At 67.3% G+C, this 16,400-nt stretch carries 14 protein-coding genes; 8 read left to right on the forward strand and 6 right to left on the reverse strand.

The features are described from left to right. Nucleotides 1-174: 174 nt before the first annotated feature. Nucleotides 175-2,466, forward strand: coding sequence for an FUSC family membrane protein (locus J8I33_RS14960; RefSeq protein ID WP_050015094.1), 2,292 nt, complete (start codon nucleotides 175-177; stop codon nucleotides 2,464-2,466). Between the two features lie 298 nt (nucleotides 2,467-2,764). On the opposite strand, the gene J8I33_RS14965 is transcribed toward J8I33_RS14960, so the two are convergent. Next, the gene (locus J8I33_RS14965) at nucleotides 2,765-3,817 is read right to left on the reverse strand and encodes an RNA-guided endonuclease TnpB family protein (RefSeq protein ID WP_209937471.1); all 1,053 of its coding nucleotides are present in this window, start codon (nucleotides 3,815-3,817) and stop codon (nucleotides 2,765-2,767) included. 92 nt (nucleotides 3,818-3,909) lie between these two features. Here J8I33_RS14965 and J8I33_RS14970 point away from each other — a divergent pair, with 92 nt between their 5' ends. Continuing rightward, nucleotides 3,910-5,277, forward strand: coding sequence for an amino acid permease (locus J8I33_RS14970; RefSeq protein WP_209937478.1), 1,368 nt, complete (start codon nucleotides 3,910-3,912; stop codon nucleotides 5,275-5,277). A gap of 145 nt (nucleotides 5,278-5,422) precedes the next feature. Here the strand turns inward: J8I33_RS14970 and J8I33_RS14975 are convergent, their stop codons facing one another. Then, nucleotides 5,423-5,584 carry a hypothetical protein gene (locus J8I33_RS14975; protein WP_006476417.1) on the reverse strand — a complete coding sequence of 54 codons (162 nt, stop codon included), beginning with the start codon at nucleotides 5,582-5,584 and terminating at the stop codon, nucleotides 5,423-5,425. 242 nt (nucleotides 5,585-5,826) lie between these two features. Between J8I33_RS14975 and J8I33_RS14980 the strand changes: the two genes are divergently transcribed. From J8I33_RS14980 to J8I33_RS14990, 3 genes are read left to right on the forward strand one after another with little or no spacing between them, the layout of a single operon-like run. Next, nucleotides 5,827-6,870 carry a Fe(3+) ABC transporter substrate-binding protein gene (locus J8I33_RS14980; protein WP_050011360.1) on the forward strand — a complete coding sequence of 348 codons (1,044 nt, stop codon included), beginning with the start codon at nucleotides 5,827-5,829 and terminating at the stop codon, nucleotides 6,868-6,870. A 52-nt stretch (nucleotides 6,871-6,922) separates the two neighbouring features. Then, entirely contained in the window at nucleotides 6,923-8,557 is a 1,635-nt protein-coding gene (locus J8I33_RS14985) for an iron ABC transporter permease (protein WP_348636015.1), read from the forward strand. 4 nt (nucleotides 8,558-8,561) lie between these two features. Continuing rightward, nucleotides 8,562-9,335 carry an ABC transporter ATP-binding protein gene (locus tag J8I33_RS14990; protein WP_209937491.1) on the forward strand — a complete coding sequence of 258 codons (774 nt, stop codon included), beginning with the start codon at nucleotides 8,562-8,564 and terminating at the stop codon, nucleotides 9,333-9,335. A 38-nt stretch (nucleotides 9,336-9,373) separates the two neighbouring features. Here the strand turns inward: J8I33_RS14990 and J8I33_RS14995 are convergent, their stop codons facing one another. The 4 genes from J8I33_RS14995 to J8I33_RS15010 all read right to left on the reverse strand — a co-directional run bounded on the left by J8I33_RS14995 (nucleotide 9,374) and on the right by J8I33_RS15010 (nucleotide 11,870). Continuing rightward, nucleotides 9,374-9,844, reverse strand: a complete 471-nt coding sequence (locus J8I33_RS14995; RefSeq protein ID WP_060354369.1) for an Lrp/AsnC family transcriptional regulator — start codon at nucleotides 9,842-9,844, stop codon at nucleotides 9,374-9,376. A gap of 250 nt (nucleotides 9,845-10,094) precedes the next feature. Beyond that, nucleotides 10,095-10,736, reverse strand: coding sequence for an NAD(P)H-binding protein (locus tag J8I33_RS15000; protein ID WP_050011363.1), 642 nt, complete (start codon nucleotides 10,734-10,736; stop codon nucleotides 10,095-10,097). A gap of 159 nt (nucleotides 10,737-10,895) precedes the next feature. Then, nucleotides 10,896-11,351, reverse strand: coding sequence for an Rrf2 family transcriptional regulator (locus J8I33_RS15005; RefSeq protein WP_175788300.1), 456 nt, complete (start codon nucleotides 11,349-11,351; stop codon nucleotides 10,896-10,898). A 90-nt stretch (nucleotides 11,352-11,441) separates the two neighbouring features. After that, the gene (locus J8I33_RS15010) at nucleotides 11,442-11,870 is read right to left on the reverse strand and encodes a hypothetical protein (protein WP_209937498.1); all 429 of its coding nucleotides are present in this window, start codon (nucleotides 11,868-11,870) and stop codon (nucleotides 11,442-11,444) included. A 195-nt stretch (nucleotides 11,871-12,065) separates the two neighbouring features. Here J8I33_RS15010 and J8I33_RS15015 point away from each other — a divergent pair, with 195 nt between their 5' ends. The 3 genes from J8I33_RS15015 to J8I33_RS15025 all read left to right on the forward strand — a co-directional run bounded on the left by J8I33_RS15015 (nucleotide 12,066) and on the right by J8I33_RS15025 (nucleotide 15,998). Continuing rightward, entirely contained in the window at nucleotides 12,066-12,401 is a 336-nt protein-coding gene (locus J8I33_RS15015; protein WP_050011366.1) for a hypothetical protein, read from the forward strand. A 254-nt stretch (nucleotides 12,402-12,655) separates the two neighbouring features. Continuing rightward, nucleotides 12,656-13,849, forward strand: a complete 1,194-nt coding sequence (locus J8I33_RS15020; RefSeq protein WP_209937504.1) for an ammonium transporter — start codon at nucleotides 12,656-12,658, stop codon at nucleotides 13,847-13,849. Between the two features lie 190 nt (nucleotides 13,850-14,039). After that, nucleotides 14,040-15,998: an alkaline phosphatase PhoX gene (locus tag J8I33_RS15025; protein WP_050011368.1), complete on the forward strand. Its 1,959-nt coding sequence runs from the start codon at nucleotides 14,040-14,042 to the stop codon at nucleotides 15,996-15,998. Nucleotides 15,999-16,400 lie beyond the last annotated feature (402 nt).

Genomic DNA, 16,400 nt, shown 5'->3' on the forward strand with positions numbered 1-16,400 from the left:
GCGTCGGAACCTCGCACCGGCGGGGCCGGGCGAACAGGATCACCAAGGATAGCAAATGGGCCGCCGCCGCGAACCTCGGCCGGAAAGCCAGCTTTTACGAGACGCGAAATACGATAGACTCGTCGCCAGTCAATACGCCGCCCCGGGCGTCTTCGTCTGTCATTCAGCTCATCGATGCGCTATTCGGTCGAAATCAGAAAGTTTTTCTACAGCCAGTACTTTTTCGGCGGCCTGCGGATCGCGGTCGGCGTGTCGCTGCCGGCCGTGTTGTGCCTGATCGTGTTTCACAACCGGGAGCTCGGCTTCACGATCTCGACGGGCGCGCTCGGCGCGTGCGTCGTCGACATGCCGGGCCCGCTCAAGTACAAGCACAACGAAATGCTCGCGTGCAGCGTGATCGGCTTCCTCGCCGCGCTCGCCACCGGCCTCGCGACCCCGAACATCTTCGCGCTGTGGCTCACGATCGTGCCGCTCACGTTCGTGCTGTCGCTGATCGTCGTCTACGGCAACCGCTGGCCGCAGATCAGCTTCGCGACGCTGTTCATGATGGTGATGACGCTCGAGGAGAAATTCACGCCGCTGCAGGCGTTCGTCAACGCCGGCTGGATTCTCGCGGGCGGCCTCTGGTACACGTACTGGGCCACGCTCGTGTCGCAATGGCAGGCGCGTCGGATCGAGCAGCAGGCGCTGGCCGAAAGCCTGTTCGCCTGTGCCGACTACCTGCTCGCGCGCGCGCAGTTCTACGATCTCGACGCCGATCTCGACGAGTGCTACCGCAATCTCGTCGCGAAGCAGATCACCGCGGTCGAAACGCAGGAAACCGCGCGCGACATCGTGCTGCGCAACCTGCCGAAACTGCGGCGCGGCAAGCTCGATCCCGGCCGCACGACGATGTACAACCTGTTCATCAACAGCGTCGACCTGCACGAGCTGTTCGTCGGCGCGCACACCGATTATCCGCTCGTGCGCAACACGTTCGGCGGAACGGACCTGATCATTTTCTATCGCGACCTGATCCGCAAGGCCGCCGCCGATCTCGAGGAGGTCGGCCTCGCGGTGCTCGAAAACCGCGCGCCGCATTCGCACATCAGCGTGAAGGCCGAGCTGCGCGCGATCGAGTACGAGATCGAGCTGATGCGCAAGAAGAACTTCGCGGCCACCAACCCGGAAGCGTATGCGGCCGTGCTCGCGACGTTCCGGCGCATCTGGAGCGCGACGCGCCTGATCGACCGGATGCGCCGCAACCTGTCGGGCCGTGCCGATCCGCAGCAAACCGAACTGAAGATCGACAAGGCGCTCACGCGCTTCCTGCAGCGCCGCCGCATGTCGCCGCTGCTGATCTTCTCGAACCTGAACATGCGCTCGCCGAGCTTTCGCCATGCGCTGCGCGTGACGATCGCCGTCGCGGTCGGCTTCTGGATCGGCCGGCTGCTGCCGCTCACGAACGCGTACTGGATCGTGATGACCACCATCATCATCCTGAAGCCCGGCTACTCGCTGACCAAGCAGCGCAACGCGGCGCGTATCGTCGGCACGCTGATCGGCTGCGCGGCGAGCGTCGCGCTGATCTACACGGTCAAGGATACGCACCTGCTGATCGCGATCATGTTCGGGTCGATGGTGATGAGCTACAGCCTGCTGCTGTTCAACTATGCGGCGAGCGTCGTGTTCACGTCGTCATACGTGCTGCTGATGTTCCACCTGCTCGCGCCGGGCAGCATGCGGATCATCGGCGAGCGCGCGATCGACACGGTGGTCGGCTGCATGATCGCGATCGCGGCGAGCCGGCTGTTCCCGTACTGGGAATACCGGCTGATGGGCAAGCTCGTCACCGACATGCTGACGTCCACCCGCAAGTATTTCGAGGCCGTATGGCGCGCCGGGCGCGGCATGTCGCCGCCGCCGGTGCCGACCGCCGACGGCGCTGCCGTCGTCGCGGGCGTCGCGGCCGCGATCGAGTCGCCGACGGCCAGCCTCGAGGACGACTACCGCTACCGCCTCGCCCGCAAGGACGTGCACATCGCGTTCGCGAACCTCGGGCAGGCGTTCCAGCGGATGATGATCGAGCCGAAGGCGCACCAGCGCTTCGTGCCCGAACTGAACGACCTGCTCGTGCAGACGCACGTGCTCGGCGCGCAGATCACGGCCGCCGCGCCGCTGATCCGCAGCGCATGCGCGGCCGATGGCGGCCTCGTTCACGACGACGCGCTGCAGCGCGGCCTCGCCGCCGTGCTCGACAATCTCGAGAAGGCCGAGGCCGGCGAGCCGCCGCCCGCCGACCAGCTCGAAGCGTCGAAGCAGATCACGCGCGATCTCGATGCGATGGTCGTGTCCGCGGAAAAATCCGATGCGGTCGGCGCCGAGCTCACGCACGACCTGAAGGTGCTCGCGCACCAGTGCAAGCAGATGCTCGCGTCGTCGCTGCTGATCCGCAAGGATGCGAGCGTGATCCGCCTGCCTGCCTGACCTCCGTATGTCCACGCCGGCAGGCCGGCCCGCGCACGCCGCGGATCGGCCTGCCGGCACGCCTCGATTCGACGATCCCCGAAGAAGCATGCCCCACGCGGCCCGCGGCGCGCGACCGCCCCACGCCCCGTTCCGCTCGCCGCACCAGTCAGGGAATACCCGATTCCGGTCACCGGGTCCGGCTTGTTATCATTCGTTCACATTCAAGTTGTATAGACAACTTGACGCAGTCGAACCGGCCCCGCTCGCCAGGTTCGTCGCATAACGATATCGGAGACTCCTTGACGCCCTCTCCCGCCTAAAGGCGGAAGATTCCCACACCTGGCGATGCACGTCCGCATCGGAGAATGTTCAGCGCAGCGTTGATATCACGATCATGTTCGACACCACAGTCACTGCAGGTCCATTCTCTTATTCTCAGTCCCGCGATACCTTTCGGCCGCGTCGTGCTGTCTTTCGACCCGCACGCCGAACAGGACTGGGTCGAACCGCTTTCGTCCACTTCCTCGAACGTGGCTCCGTGCGCGATCGCTTTGTAGCGGAGCTTGTTCCGGAAGGACGACCAGGACGCGTCGTAGACGCTTTTTGCCATCCTGGTTCTGGCAAGTTTGACGGCCGACACGTTGCCGACCGCGATGTAATCGAACCGCCGCACCAGATCGAGCGCGAGCTTGTGTTGAAAATCGGCACGGGCATTCGCGACCTTGGCGTGCAGCTTCGCGATATGCCGCTTGTGCTTTCGCGCCCGTTGCGCTTTCGCCAGCTTTTCCGCCGCTCGTCGACCGAACTGGTCATTGGGCAGTTTCTCGCCGGTCGAAAGTGTGGCGAAGTCTTTCAGGCCGAGATCGATGCCGACGCCGGAACGGATCGGACGAACCTGAACATCCGGCATCTCGATCACGATGTTCAAGAACCAATTGCCGCGCGCATCCTGCGCAAAGTTGGTTCCATCCTTAATCTTGCCTTCGGGAAGCGGTCGACTGTTGAACACCCGAAAAGTATTTCCGGCAAAGCGAAACGCGCCGCCCTCGCGCTTCAGGTCACGCCCCTTCAGCGGCACCCAGCCCAGCGATTTCCTGCCGCGATAGCGCAGGTAGGGCCGACGGCGCTGGCTGCGCGACTTCGCGTATTGCTCGCACGTCGCGTTGACCGTACCGGAGTGAATACCGAGTTCCTTGCTGCTCCCCGTCGTCAGCACGTTCAGATCGAATCCCGTCGGCCACTTCTTGCCCCACTTGAGCGCGTGCTTCTGCGTGTCGTTGCAGAAGTTCCAGACGTAGTTCACCGCACGGCTCTGCTTGTTGAGCAGTCCGTTGAGCGACTTCATGCGGTAGCGGTAGACAAGGATCATGCCGGTGATCCTAACCCGTGGAAGAAGCTACCTGTCAACAGCACCCCTTTCCTTCCCGCCATCAATGGCGGAGTTTCGCGGAGCAAATTCTGATGAAAAACCTGCAGCGCCACCTGAGCGCGCGGCACATCCGCTTTCTCGCGCTGGGCTCGGCGATCGGCACGGGCCTGTTCTACGGTTCGGCGTCCGCGATCCAGCTCGCGGGCCCGGCCGTGATCCTCGCGTACATCCTGGGCGGCGCGGCCGTCTACATGGTGATGCGCGCGCTCGGCGAGATGGCCGTGCGCGAACCCGTCGCCGGCTCGTTCGGCCACTACGCGACCGAGAACCTCGGCCCGTTCGCGGGCTTTGTCACCGGCTGGACCTACACGCTCGAAATGGTGATCGTCGCGATCGCCGACATCACCGCATTCGGCATCTACATGGGTTTCTGGTTTCCGGACGTGCCGCAATGGATCTGGGTGCTCGGCGTCGTCGCGGTCATCTGCGGGCTGAACCTGTGCCACGTGAAGGTGTTCGGCGAGCTCGAATTCTGGCTGTCGATCATCAAGGTCGGCGCGATCGTCGCGATGATCGGCGGCGGCGTCGCGATCCTGCTGACCGGCATGCACTTCGGCCATTCGGCCGACGCGCCGACCTTTGCCAACCTGTGGAACCATGGCGGCTTCTTCCCGAACGGCGTCGGCGGGCTGATCGCGTCGCTGTCGGTCGTGATCTTCGCGTACGGCGGGATCGAGGTGATCGGGATGAGCGCCGGCGAGGCGAAGGACCCGGAACGCGTGATTCCGCGCGCGATCAACGCGGTGCCCGCGCGGATCCTGCTGTTCTACGTGCTGACGATGGTCGTGCTGATGTCGATCAGCCCGTGGACCGGCGTCGGCAGCGACGGCAGCCCGTTCGTGCAGATCTTCTCGGCGCTCGGCGTGAAGTCGGCCGCGACGATCCTGAATCTCGTCGTGATCAGCGCGGCGATCTCGGCGATCAACAGCGACATCTTCGGCGCGGGCCGGATGATGTTCGGGATGGCGCGGCAAGGCCAGGCGCCGCGCGTGCTGACGACGACGTCGCGCCACGGCGTGCCGTGGGTCACGGTGCTCGTGATGGCCGGCGCGCTGCTGGTCGGCGTGCTGCTCAACTACCTGATGCCGAAGGACGTCTTCCTGGTGGTCGCCGCGATCGCGACGTTCGCGACCGTGTGGGTCTGGCTGATGATCCTGCTGTCGCAGGTGGCGATGCGTCGCCAGCTGTCGAACGCCGAAGTCGCCGCGCTGAAGTTCAAGGTGCCGCTGTGGCCCGTCGCGCCGGCGCTGACGATCGCCTTCATGGGCTTCGTGATCGTGATGCTCGGCTGGTTCGACGATACGCGCGTCGCGCTCTACGTGGGCGCGGCGTGGCTCGCGCTGCTCGCGGCCGTGTTCTACGCACGGATCCGCCCGAAATTCGCCGCTGCATCACGTTGACGCACGGCTGAGCTGCCGATGCGGCGCGCCGGTTCCGGCGCGTCTTCTGCCGTCCGGTTCCGCGCGGCGCCCGTCGCGCCGGCAACCGCGGACCGACTCCGTTCACATGCCCCGCACGCGACCCGCCGGGCCGCGCGCTGGCGCGTCAGTGCGACGCCGCGCTCGCGGCCTCGGCCGGATGGGCCTCGTCGTACGCGTGCTTCTGCGAAATCGCGTTGTACAGGATCGTCCCGATCACGAGCAGCACGGCCACGACGATCAGGATGCTCACGTTGCGGACAGGGTTCTTCTTGCGCTGATCGTTCATGGTCGGTGCCGCTCCGTCAAATTCGTCGAAGCGGGCATTCTACGCGCTGGCGCCGCGCTGCGCCGCCCCGTTCGCCGGTCCCCGCCGCCGGCCACTCTCCGGCTTTCCGCAAGCTTTCGTTTGTTAATCATTCCCATTTCGATTTAGAATCCAGCGTCTTTCATTTTGTAATGTTTCGGGTCGCGCGGGCGGCAGGCGCGCCGCGGAACGCTCCCTCGTCCACCTGCCGCACCGGAGTCTCCATGTCGAATCCGCGCACCCGCCTGCTGCCGCTCGCCGGCGCCCTCGCCCTGACCGCGGCCGCCTTCGCGCCGCTTGCCCACGCGGCCGAGGAAGTGAGCCTGTACACCACCCGCGAGCCGAAGCTGATCCAGCCGCTCATCGACGCGTTCACGAAGCAGAGCGGCGTCAAGGTCAACACGGTGTTCGTGAAGGACGGCCTGCTCGAGCGCGTGAAGGCGGAAGGCGCGCAGTCGCCGGCCGACGTGCTGATGACGGTCGACGTCGGCAACCTGCTCGACCTCGTCGACGGCGGCGTCACGCAACCGGTGCGCTCGAAGGCGCTCGACGACGCGATTCCCGCGAACCTGCGCGGCGCGAACGGCGACTGGTACGCGCTGTCGCTGCGCGACCGCGTGCTGTACGTCGAAAAGGACCTGAAGGTCGATGCGTTCCGCTACGAGGATCTCGCCGATCCGAAATGGAAGGGCAAGGTCTGCATCCGCTCGGGCCAGCATCCGTACAACACCGCGCTCGTCGCGGCGATGATCGCGCACGACGGCGAGGCCGCGACCGAGACATGGCTGCGCGGCGTGAAGGCCAACCTCGCGCGCAAGGCGACCGGCGGCGACCGCGACGTCGCGCGCGACATCCTCGGCGGCATCTGCGACGTCGGCCTCGCGAACGCTTACTACGTCGGCCATATGAAGAATGCGGAAGCCGGCAGCGATGCGCGCAAATGGGGCGACGCGATCAAGGTCGTGCGCCCGACGTTCGCGAACGCGAAAAGCGGCGGCACGCACGTGAACATCAGCGGCGCGACGGTGGCGAAGCACGCGCCGCACAAGGCCAATGCGGTGAAGCTGCTCGAATACCTGGTGTCGCCGGAGGCGCAGGCGCTGTATGCGCAGGCGAACTACGAATATCCGGTGCGCGCGAACGTGAAGCTCGACCCGGTGATCGCGAGCTTCGGTACGCTGAAGGTCGACCCGCTGCCGCTCGCGGATATCGCGAAGCATCGCAAGCAGGCGAGCCAGCTCGTCGACAAGGTCGGCTTTGACAACTGACGCATCGCCTGCTGCCCGCGCCTGTCGCGAGCCGCGCGGTCCGCGACCGCGCGTGCGACCGCGCGCGGGCAGCCTGTGGCTGCTCGCGGCGCTGACGATCGCCGCGGCGGTCGCGGCGCCGCTCGCGGTGCTCGTGGCCGCCGCGTTCGACGCCGATCTCGCGCACTGGCGCCATCTCGCCGAATTCGTGCTGCCGCAGGCGCTCGTCAATACGCTGCTGCTCCTCGCCGGGGTCGGCACCATCGTGTCGATCGTCGGCACCGGCTGCGCATGGCTCGTCACCGCGTACGATTTTCCCGGCCGCCGGATCCTGACCTGGGCGCTGCTGCTGCCGCTCGCGGTCCCCACCTACATCGTCGCGTTCGCGTATCTCGACCTGCTGCATCCGATCGGCCCGGTGCAAGGCGCGATCCGCTGGCTGCTCGGCTTCGACAGCCCGCGCCAGTTCCGCCTGCCCGACCTGCGCTCGCTGCCCGGCGCGATCTTCGTGCTCGGCTTCGTACTGTATCCGTACGTCTATCTGAGCACGCGCGCGATGTTCGTCACCCAATCCGCAAGCCTGCTCGAAGCCGCGCGCACGCTCGGCGCCGGCCGCGTCGCGACGTTCTGGCGCGTCGTCGTGCCGCTCGCCCGGCCGGCAATCGCGGTCGGCGTGAGCCTCGCGCTGCTCGAAACGCTGAACGATATCGGCGCGTCGGAGTTCCTCGGCGTGCAGACGCTGACCGTGTCCGTCTATACGACGTGGATCACGCGCTCCGATCTCGCCGGCGCCGCGCAGATCGCACTCGCGATGCTCGCGATCGTCGTCGGCATGATCGCGCTCGAACGTTACGGGCGCCGCCGCCAGCGCTACGCGCACGGCCGGCGCATGCGTCCGATCGCGCCGCGCCGCCTGACCGGCCCGGCCGCGCTGGGCGTCGCGGTGCTCGGCTGGCTGCCCGTCCTGCTCGGTTTCGGCGCGCCGGCCGCATACCTCGCGGTCGAAACGGCCAAGCGGCTGCACGTCGTCGGCGGCGTGTCCGCGCAACTGATGACGGGGCTCGCGAACACGCTGACGATCGCGACCGCCGCTACCGCCGCGACGCTCGCGTGCGGGCTCGTCGTCGCGTGGGCCGCGCGCGCGCAACGCGACAGCGCCCGCGCGGGCCCTGCCCGCCTGTGCGCGCGGATCGCGAGCCTCGGCTACGCGGTGCCGGGCACCGTGCTCGCGATCGGCCTGCTGATGCCGTTCGCGGCGGCCGACCGGCTGTTCGGCGCGGCGCTCGGCCGCGACGGGCTGCTGCTGATGGGCTCGGCCACCGCGCTCGCGATCGCCTATACGGTGCGCTTTCTCGCGATCCCGGCCGGCGGCATCGAGGCCGGCCTCGCGCGCATTCCGCCGTCGCTCGAACAGGCCGCGCGCTCGCTCGGCGAGACGGCCGGCGGCACGCTGCGCCGCGTCCACCTGCCGCTGTTGCGGCCCGCGCTCACGACGAGCGCGCTGCTGGTGTTCGTCGACGCGATGAAGGAATTGCCGGCCACGCTGCTGCTGCGCCCGCTGAACTTCGATACGCTCGCGACCTGGCTGTATGCGGAAGCCGCGCGCGGCACCTATGAAGAAGGCGCGGTCGCCGCGCTCGCGATCGTGGTGGCCGGGCTCGTGCCCGTGATCCTGCTCGCCCGCACCCGCCACAAGATCGGAGCCTGACACCGTGAACCTGCTCGAACTCGACGACCTCTGCATCGCCTACGACACGCCGCACGGCCGCCGCACCGTGGTCGACGGCCTGAGCCTCGCGCTGCCGCGCGGCGAGATCGGCTGCCTGCTCGGCGCGTCCGGCTGCGGCAAGACCACCGTGCTGCGCGCGATCGCCGGCTTCGAGCCCGTGCGCATGGGGCGTATCGTGCTGGACGGCGCGCCGGTCGCGGCGCCGTCGCTCGACGTGCCGCCCGAGCGACGGCGGATCGGCCTGATGTTCCAGGATTACGCGCTGTTCCCGCACCTGAGCGCGGCCGACAACGTCGCGTTCGGACTGCGGCGCATGCCGAAGGCCGAGCGGCGCCTGCGCGTCGCGGAGTTGCTCGACCTCGTCGGCCTCGCCGATGCCGGCGACGCCTATCCGCACGAACTGTCGGGCGGCCAGCAGCAGCGCGTCGCGCTCGCGCGCGCACTCGCGCCGTCGCCGGAATTGCTGCTGCTCGACGAGCCGTTCTCGAACCTCGACGTCGATACGCGCGAGCGGCTCGCGTTCGAGCTGCGCGACATCCTGAAGCGTACGGGCCACACCGCGATCCTCGTCACGCACAACCAGGCGGAAGCGTTCGCGATCGCCGACCGGATCGGCGTGATGAAGGACGGCCAACTCGCGCAATGGGATACGCCGTACGCGCTGCATCATCATCCGGCCAGCCCGTTCGTCGCGGATTTCGTGCGCCGCGACGCGCTGGCCGACGAACGCGCACGCGCGCTGGCGCGCGGCCGCTGAAGCCGCGCCGCCGACGCGATGGCGCGGCGGCGTGCCCGTCAGGCCGGCTCGGCCAGATCGCGCACGGGCAGCGCGGTCGAATACTTGATCTGCTCCATCGCGAACGACGAACTGACGTCGAACAGCGGCACCGTGCGAATCAGTTGCTTGTACACGCGGTCGTAGTCGTCGATGCCGGCCACGACGACGCGCAGCAGGTAATCGGTCTCGCCGCTCATCCGGTAGACCTCGACTACTTCCGGCATGTCGCGCACCGCCTGCGTGAAGCGCCGCGCCCACTCCTCGGTATGCTGGTTCGTGCGGATCGCGACGAACACGGTCGTGCCGACCCCGAGCTTGCGCGGATCGCACAGCGCAACCTGCGCGCGAATCGCGCCGGTTTCCTTCAGCCGCTGCACGCGCTTCCAGCACGGCGTCTGCGACAGGTTCACGCGCTGTGCCAGCTCCGCGATCGGCAGCGTGGCATCCGCCTGCAGCAGCTCCAGCAGCTTGCGATCGATGGCGTCCATTTCTCCATTCCCTCGTCGATAGAAATTTATTCTATTCATCCTGCCCGACGGGGAACAATATGAAAACTGTCTTGGCGCGTCGACCGGTGTAAATACCGATCCGTCACGCAGTCGCCGCGCCAGAAAAAACAGGCGACGCCACCCGACAGGGCGGAATCGCCTGAATTTGCCGGCGCGTCGCGGCTTGCGCGTCGCGCGCGCCCCGGCCGGCGCTCACACGCGGCCGGCCGTCATGCCGCTCAAATACTGCTCAATACGCGACCGTCGCGATCTCGCGCACGAAGCCGTCCTGCTCGAGCGCGTCGACGAACGCGACCGCGTAGTCTTCCGCCGAGATCTTGCTGTTGCCTTGCGCGTCCACGATCAGCTTGCCGACACCCGTGCGGAACGTGCCCGTGCGCTCGCCCGGCGCGATCAGCGCGGCCGGCGCGAAGAAGGTCCAGTCGAGATCGGCGACCGTCTTCAGGAAGTCGAGCGCGTCGCGGTGCGCGAGCGCGACCGCCTTGTACGCTTCGGGGAAACCTTCGGTGTCGACGAGCTGCTTGCCCGGCGCGACTTCGAGCGAACCTGCACCGCCCACCACGACGAGCCGCTTCAAACCGGCCTGACGCGTGCCGGCGACCAGCGCCTTCGCAACCGCGACGACCTTCGCCGCGTCGTCCTGCTTCGGGCCGTACGCGCTTGCGACGACGTCATGGCCCGGCAGCGCGGCCGCGATGCTGGCCGCATCGAACAGGTCGGCCGCCTTCGCAGTGATGCCGTCGCCGGATGCGCCCGGATGGCGCGACAGCGCCGTGACACGGTGGCCGCGCCGCACGGCTTCCGCCGCGATGCGCGAGCCGATCATGCCGGTGGCGCCGAACAGCGCGATATTCAACGAACGTTGCGTCATATCGATTCTCCAGAGTTGAAAATATGTAACACAATTAATTACATATAAGACCGAAAAAAACGGGGCGAAGCCCCCGTTGCGCCGATCGCCGCGCGTACGCGCCGTCCGGCTTCCTGCCCTGCCTGCCGACCGTCAATCGCCGTCGGCACCCGCCATCGATTACCCGCCGGCGCGCGCCGCCCGTTGCGTGCGCTGCTCCCGATCCAGCATGTCGGCCGTCACGTCGACGAGCGTGCGTGTGGCGAGCGACGCCTCCATCGCGCGCTGCGCGTCGCCGATATAGCCCGTCAGCACGCCCTGGATGTGCCGCCCGACGAGACACGCCGGATTCGGCGCCTCGCGGTGCAGCGCGAACAGCTGCGCATCGTCGACCGCGCGATACACGTCGAGCAGCGTGATCTCGCCAGGCTCGCGCGCCAGCAGCGCACCGCCGCCCGCGCCGAGCTGCGACGTCGTCAGCCCTGCGGCCGCCAGCATCGACAACAACCGGCGAATCAGCGCCGGATTCGTATTCACGCTGCCCGCGATGATGTCGGACGACAACGGCGCGCCTTCCTGCATCGACAGCAAGGCGAGCACGTGGACGGCAAACGCGAACCGGCTGCTGGTATTCATTCGTGACTCACTCGGCGACGCCGGCCCGACCCGCAACCGGCGACATATGTAACCATCATAATTACAATTCGCGGATCATGCAAGTCCGCGTCATTCGCCGCTCGCGGGTTTCGTCCCCGAGGCGCCCTGCTGGCTCCACTGCTGGAGTTTCTTGCCGGCTTCGGCGATCTTCGCGCCCGCTTCGGAAGCCGCATGCGCGACGACCGCGGACGCCGCCGCGTCGATCTGCGCCTGCGCGGCCGACGCGAGGCCGCTGGCGGACAACGCCGGCACGGCCGACGCCGCGGACGCGAGGCCGGCCTTCGCCGCGTTGATCTGTTGATTGACGGTGCTTGCCACCTGGTCGAGCGCCTTGGCCGCATTGTTCGCGGCGTCGGCCGCCGCGCTGGCGGCCGTATCGGGTTGGGCGGCCGGCGTGCCGGACTTCTCGCAGCCCGCGAGCAACAGCAGCGCACCGGCGGCCACGGCCGCCAGCACGAACCCGGGCGCGCGACGCGCCCGCGATGTCTTCATGTTCATCAGCAATCTCCGGCCGCGCATGGCGCGACCTCGTGGTTGGACCGGGGTTGATGATACCGCCTGTGGAACAGGCCCAATGACGACCCACCATTAAAAATGCCTTTCAATTTCGGACTCGTCTGATTCAATCGCACGCGCCACGCCTCTAAAGTGGGCACGCTTCGATCCGCTTCGTACGTGCCCCTTTCCCTCGTCATGGCTTTCCTCGTTGATTGGCTCATCGCCCTGGCCGCGCTGCTCGCGGCCACCCTGTTCCTGTGTCTGCGCGCGCCGTCGGCGCGCCGCCTCGCCGCATCCGGGCGGCCGCGCCGCATCGCCTGTGCGCGCCTGCTCGCGCAGGCCGTGATCGGCTTCTGGACGGCCGCGCTGATCGTCGCGCAAGGCATCCTCGGCGCCGATGGCGACGGGCAGTCCCTCGCCAGCTTCGCCGCGCTCGCGTTCGCCGCGCTCGGGCTGGCGACCGTCGCCGCCTACTGGTCCGCGTGCGCGCTGCGGCTGCGCCGGCCGCCCACGCTGTTCGAGCGCCACTGACGCGCCAGATCGGTGCGCGCCCCGCGCCGGCGCGCACCGCCTCATTCGTCGTACGCACCAGCTCGGCACGCATCGCACCACGCACGTGCACCCGACGCGCTGCGCGGCCGGCAGCGGTCACGCCCCGATCCCGTGCACGATTCACCGGAATGCCGCATCGCGCGGGTCTCCGGGCACCAATTTCACGCAGCCGTTCACCACGTTGGCTCGATACTTGCATTCCTCGCCCGTTTTTTGCGCAAGGAAGCCACGGCATGGATGGTCTGAAATCCGGCGTCGACACACTGTTCCTGTTGATCGGTGCCGTCATGGTGCTCGCGATGCACGCGGGCTTCGCATTTCTCGAACTCGGCACGGTTCGCAAGAAGAACCAGGTCAACGCGCTCGTGAAGATCCTGGTCGACTTCTCGGTGTCGACGCTCGCATATTTCCTGATCGGCTACACGATCGCGTACGGCGTCGAATTCTTCGACGACATCGGCACGCTGTCGCAGCACAACGGCTACGCGCTCGTGCGGTTCTTCTTCCTGCTGACGTTCGCGGCGGCGATCCCGGCGATCGTGTCCGGCGGCATCGCCGAGCGCGCGAAGTTCAATCCGCAGCTCGTCGCGACGCTGATCATCGTCGGCTTCATCTATCCGTTCTTCGAAGGCGTCGCGTGGAACGAACGCTACGGCGCGCAAGCGTGGCTCACGCACGCGTTCGGCGCGCCGTTCCACGACTTCGCGGGCTCGGTCGTCGTGCATGCGTTCGGCGGCTGGGTCGCGCTGCCGGCCGTGCTGCTGCTCGGCGCGCGCCACGGCCGCTATGCGAAGGACGGCCGGATCGCCGCGCATCCGCCGTCGAACATCCCGTTCCTCGCGCTCGGCGCGTGGGTGCTCGCGGTCGGGTGGTTCGGCTTCAACGTGATGAGCGCGCAGACGCTCGACAAGATCAGCGGCCTCGTCGCGGTGAACTCGCTGATGGCGATGGTCGGCGGCACGCTCGCGGCATGGATGGCCGGCCGCAACGACCCGGGCTTCACGTACAACGGGCCGCTCGCGGGCCTCGTCGCGGTCTGCGCGGGCTCCGACGTGATGCACCCGATCGGCGCGCTCGTCACCGGCGCCGCGGCCGGGGCGCTGTTCGTCGCGATGTTCACCTGCGTACAGAACCGCTGGCGCATCGACGACGTGCTCGGCGTCTGGCCGCTGCACGGGATGTGCGGCGCGCTCGGCGGCCTCGCGGCCGGCGTGTTCGGGCTGCCGGCGCTCGGCGGTCTCGGCGGCGTGTCGTTCCTGTCGCAGCTCGTCGGCACGCTTGGCGGCATCGCGATCGCGACCGCGGGCGGCACGCTCGTCTACGGCGTGCTGAAGGCGACCGTCGGCCTGCGTCTCGATCGCGAAGCCGAATTCGACGGCGCGGACCTGTCGATCCACCGCATCTCGGCCACGCCCGAGCGCGACTGAGCGCAAACGCTTGCGACCGGCGTCCGTCAGCTCACCGGACGGACGCCCGACGCATCATTACGTTTCCGATTCAAAAAACTTTCATCTAGCGTCCTTACACTTCGGTCCAGTTTTCAATCCGCCTTCACGAAGCTTGCCGCTCGCCTGCTTCGCGAAGGCCATGCTTCCAACAACCGAAACTGGACTCCACATGCCCGCGTTGCCCAATGCTTCCCGTCGTCAGGCCCTGAAGATCCTCGCCGGCGCGCCGATGCTTCCCCTTTCCGGCCTCGCGCTGCCGGCCCTGCTGACGGGTTGCGGCGGCGACGACGATCCCGCGTCGACGCCGGTCGCCGCCGCCTATACGTCGGCGGCATTCTCGGCGATGGCCGCGCCGACGCTCGACAACGCGGCCGCGATGGCCACGACGACGGTTGGCTCGACGCTGGCGGTGTCGTTCTCGGACGGCTCGTCGCGCAACTTCAAGCTCGCGTACAAGCCGTTCTTCGTGACCGGCGACATGGTGCCGGACGGCAACGGCGGCACGACGCTCGCGGGCGGCTACTACGACATCAACAACCAGCCGATCATCGATCGCTCGGTCGCCGGCAAGGAACGCCAGTTCTATTCCGACTGCCCGGACGGCAGCTCGCTGCTGACGCTGAAGAACGCCACCGTGCCCGGCGTGAAGGGCAACGCGGTGTTCGCGGTCGTGCAGTTCGAATACACGACGCGCGACCAGGCGAGCGCATCGCAGTACGGCCAGTTGCCGTCGCCGATCGCGGTGATCACGCTCGACCAGGACCCGGCCACCGGCGCGCTGAAGGTCGTGAAGTACCACAACGTCGACACGTCGAAGGCGCACGGCCTGTGGATCACCTGTGGCGCGAGCCTGTCGCCGTGGGGCACGCACCTGTCGAGCGAGGAATACGAGCCGGACGCGACGAAGGCCGCGACCGACGCGCAGTTCAAGGCATTCAGCAAGAACACGTTCGGCGACGAGACGAAGGCGAACCCCTACCACTACGGCCACCTGCCCGAGATCACCGTGAATCCGGACGGCACCGGCACCGTGAAGAAGCACTACTGCCTCGGCCGCATCTCGCACGAGCTGATCCAGGTGATGCCGGACCAGCGCACCGTGATGATGGGCGACGACGCGACCAACGGCGGCCTGTTCATGTTCGTCGCGGACAAGGCGGCCGACCTGTCGGCCGGCACGCTGTACGTCGCGAAGTGGACGCAGACGTCGTCCGCCGGCGCGGGCACCGCGACGCTCACGTGGATCAGGATCGGCCACGCGACCAGCAGCGAGATCGAAGCGCTCGCGAACACGCTGAAGGCGTCGGACATCATGGACCTCGCGACCGTCGACCCGAACGATGCGAGCTACACGAAGATCCATTTCGGCGGCAAGTTCAACTGGATGCGCGTGAAGCCGGGGATGGAAAAGGCGGCCGCGTTCCTCGAGACGCACCGCTACGCGGCGCTCATCGGCGGCAGCATGGCGTTCACGAAGCTCGAAGGCACGACCGTGAACGCGAAGGACAAGATCGTCTACACGGCGATGTCGCGGATCGAGACGTCGATGGTCAAGGGCAACGCGGTGTCGCGCGACGTCGCGGTCGACAAGAAGATCGCCGCGGGCGCCGTCTACGCGCTGAACCTGAAGGCCGGCCAGCGCGACACGACGGGCGCCGCGATCGACAGCGAATGGGTGCCGGTCGACATGGGCGCGCCGGCCGCGCTGGTCGGCGAGGATCTCGCCGCGGCCGACGCGCTCGGCAACCTCGCGAACCCGGACAAGATCGCGAATCCGGACAATCTGAAGTTCTCCGAAAAGCTGCGCACGCTGTTCATCGGCGAAGACTCGGGGATGCACGTGAACAACTTCCTGTGGGCCTACAACGTCGACACGAAGTCGCTCGCGCGCGTGCTGTCGTGCCCGGCCGGCGCCGAATCGACGGGCCTGCACGCGGTCGACGAAATCAACGGCTGGACGTACATCATGAGCAACTTCCAGCACGTGGGCGACTGGGAATCGCCGCTGCACGACAAGGTCAAGCCGACGCTCGACCCGCTCGTGCGCGCGAACTACAAGGATCGCTTCGGCGCCAGCGTCGGCTACCTGACGGCCGAGCAGACCAGCATCAAGCTCGCGAAGGGCTGACCGGCCACGCACGAGGGGCGTGGCTCGCCAGCCGGGCACGCCCGACCGGGCCCCTTTCTTCATCATCGTTCATTCGTCGGCGCTCCACGCCGTTTCACGCGCGATGCCCACTGCGGGCATCGCGCTTTTTTTTGCGTGGGCGAATCGTGCAAGCGGCGCAAACGGCACGCGCAAGCAGGCGCGAAACCGGCCAGGACGGGGCGTTTGCGGCGATCGGGGGATAATACGGGCCTGACGCGTCCGGGCGGACGGTCGGAAAGACAGGCAAAAAAAAGCGCCACGGAGACCGTGGCGCTAAAAAAGTTCTAGCCATTCCGAGGGCCGTGCTAGAACCTGAGAGACTGCGCGAAACATCGTTGCCGGTTAAACTCTTGAAACGATGTTTCGAAAACGTGAGACATT

Source organism: Burkholderia sp. AcTa6-5, from assembly GCF_017815075.1.
Lineage (GTDB): Bacteria > Pseudomonadota > Gammaproteobacteria > Burkholderiales > Burkholderiaceae > Burkholderia > Burkholderia sola.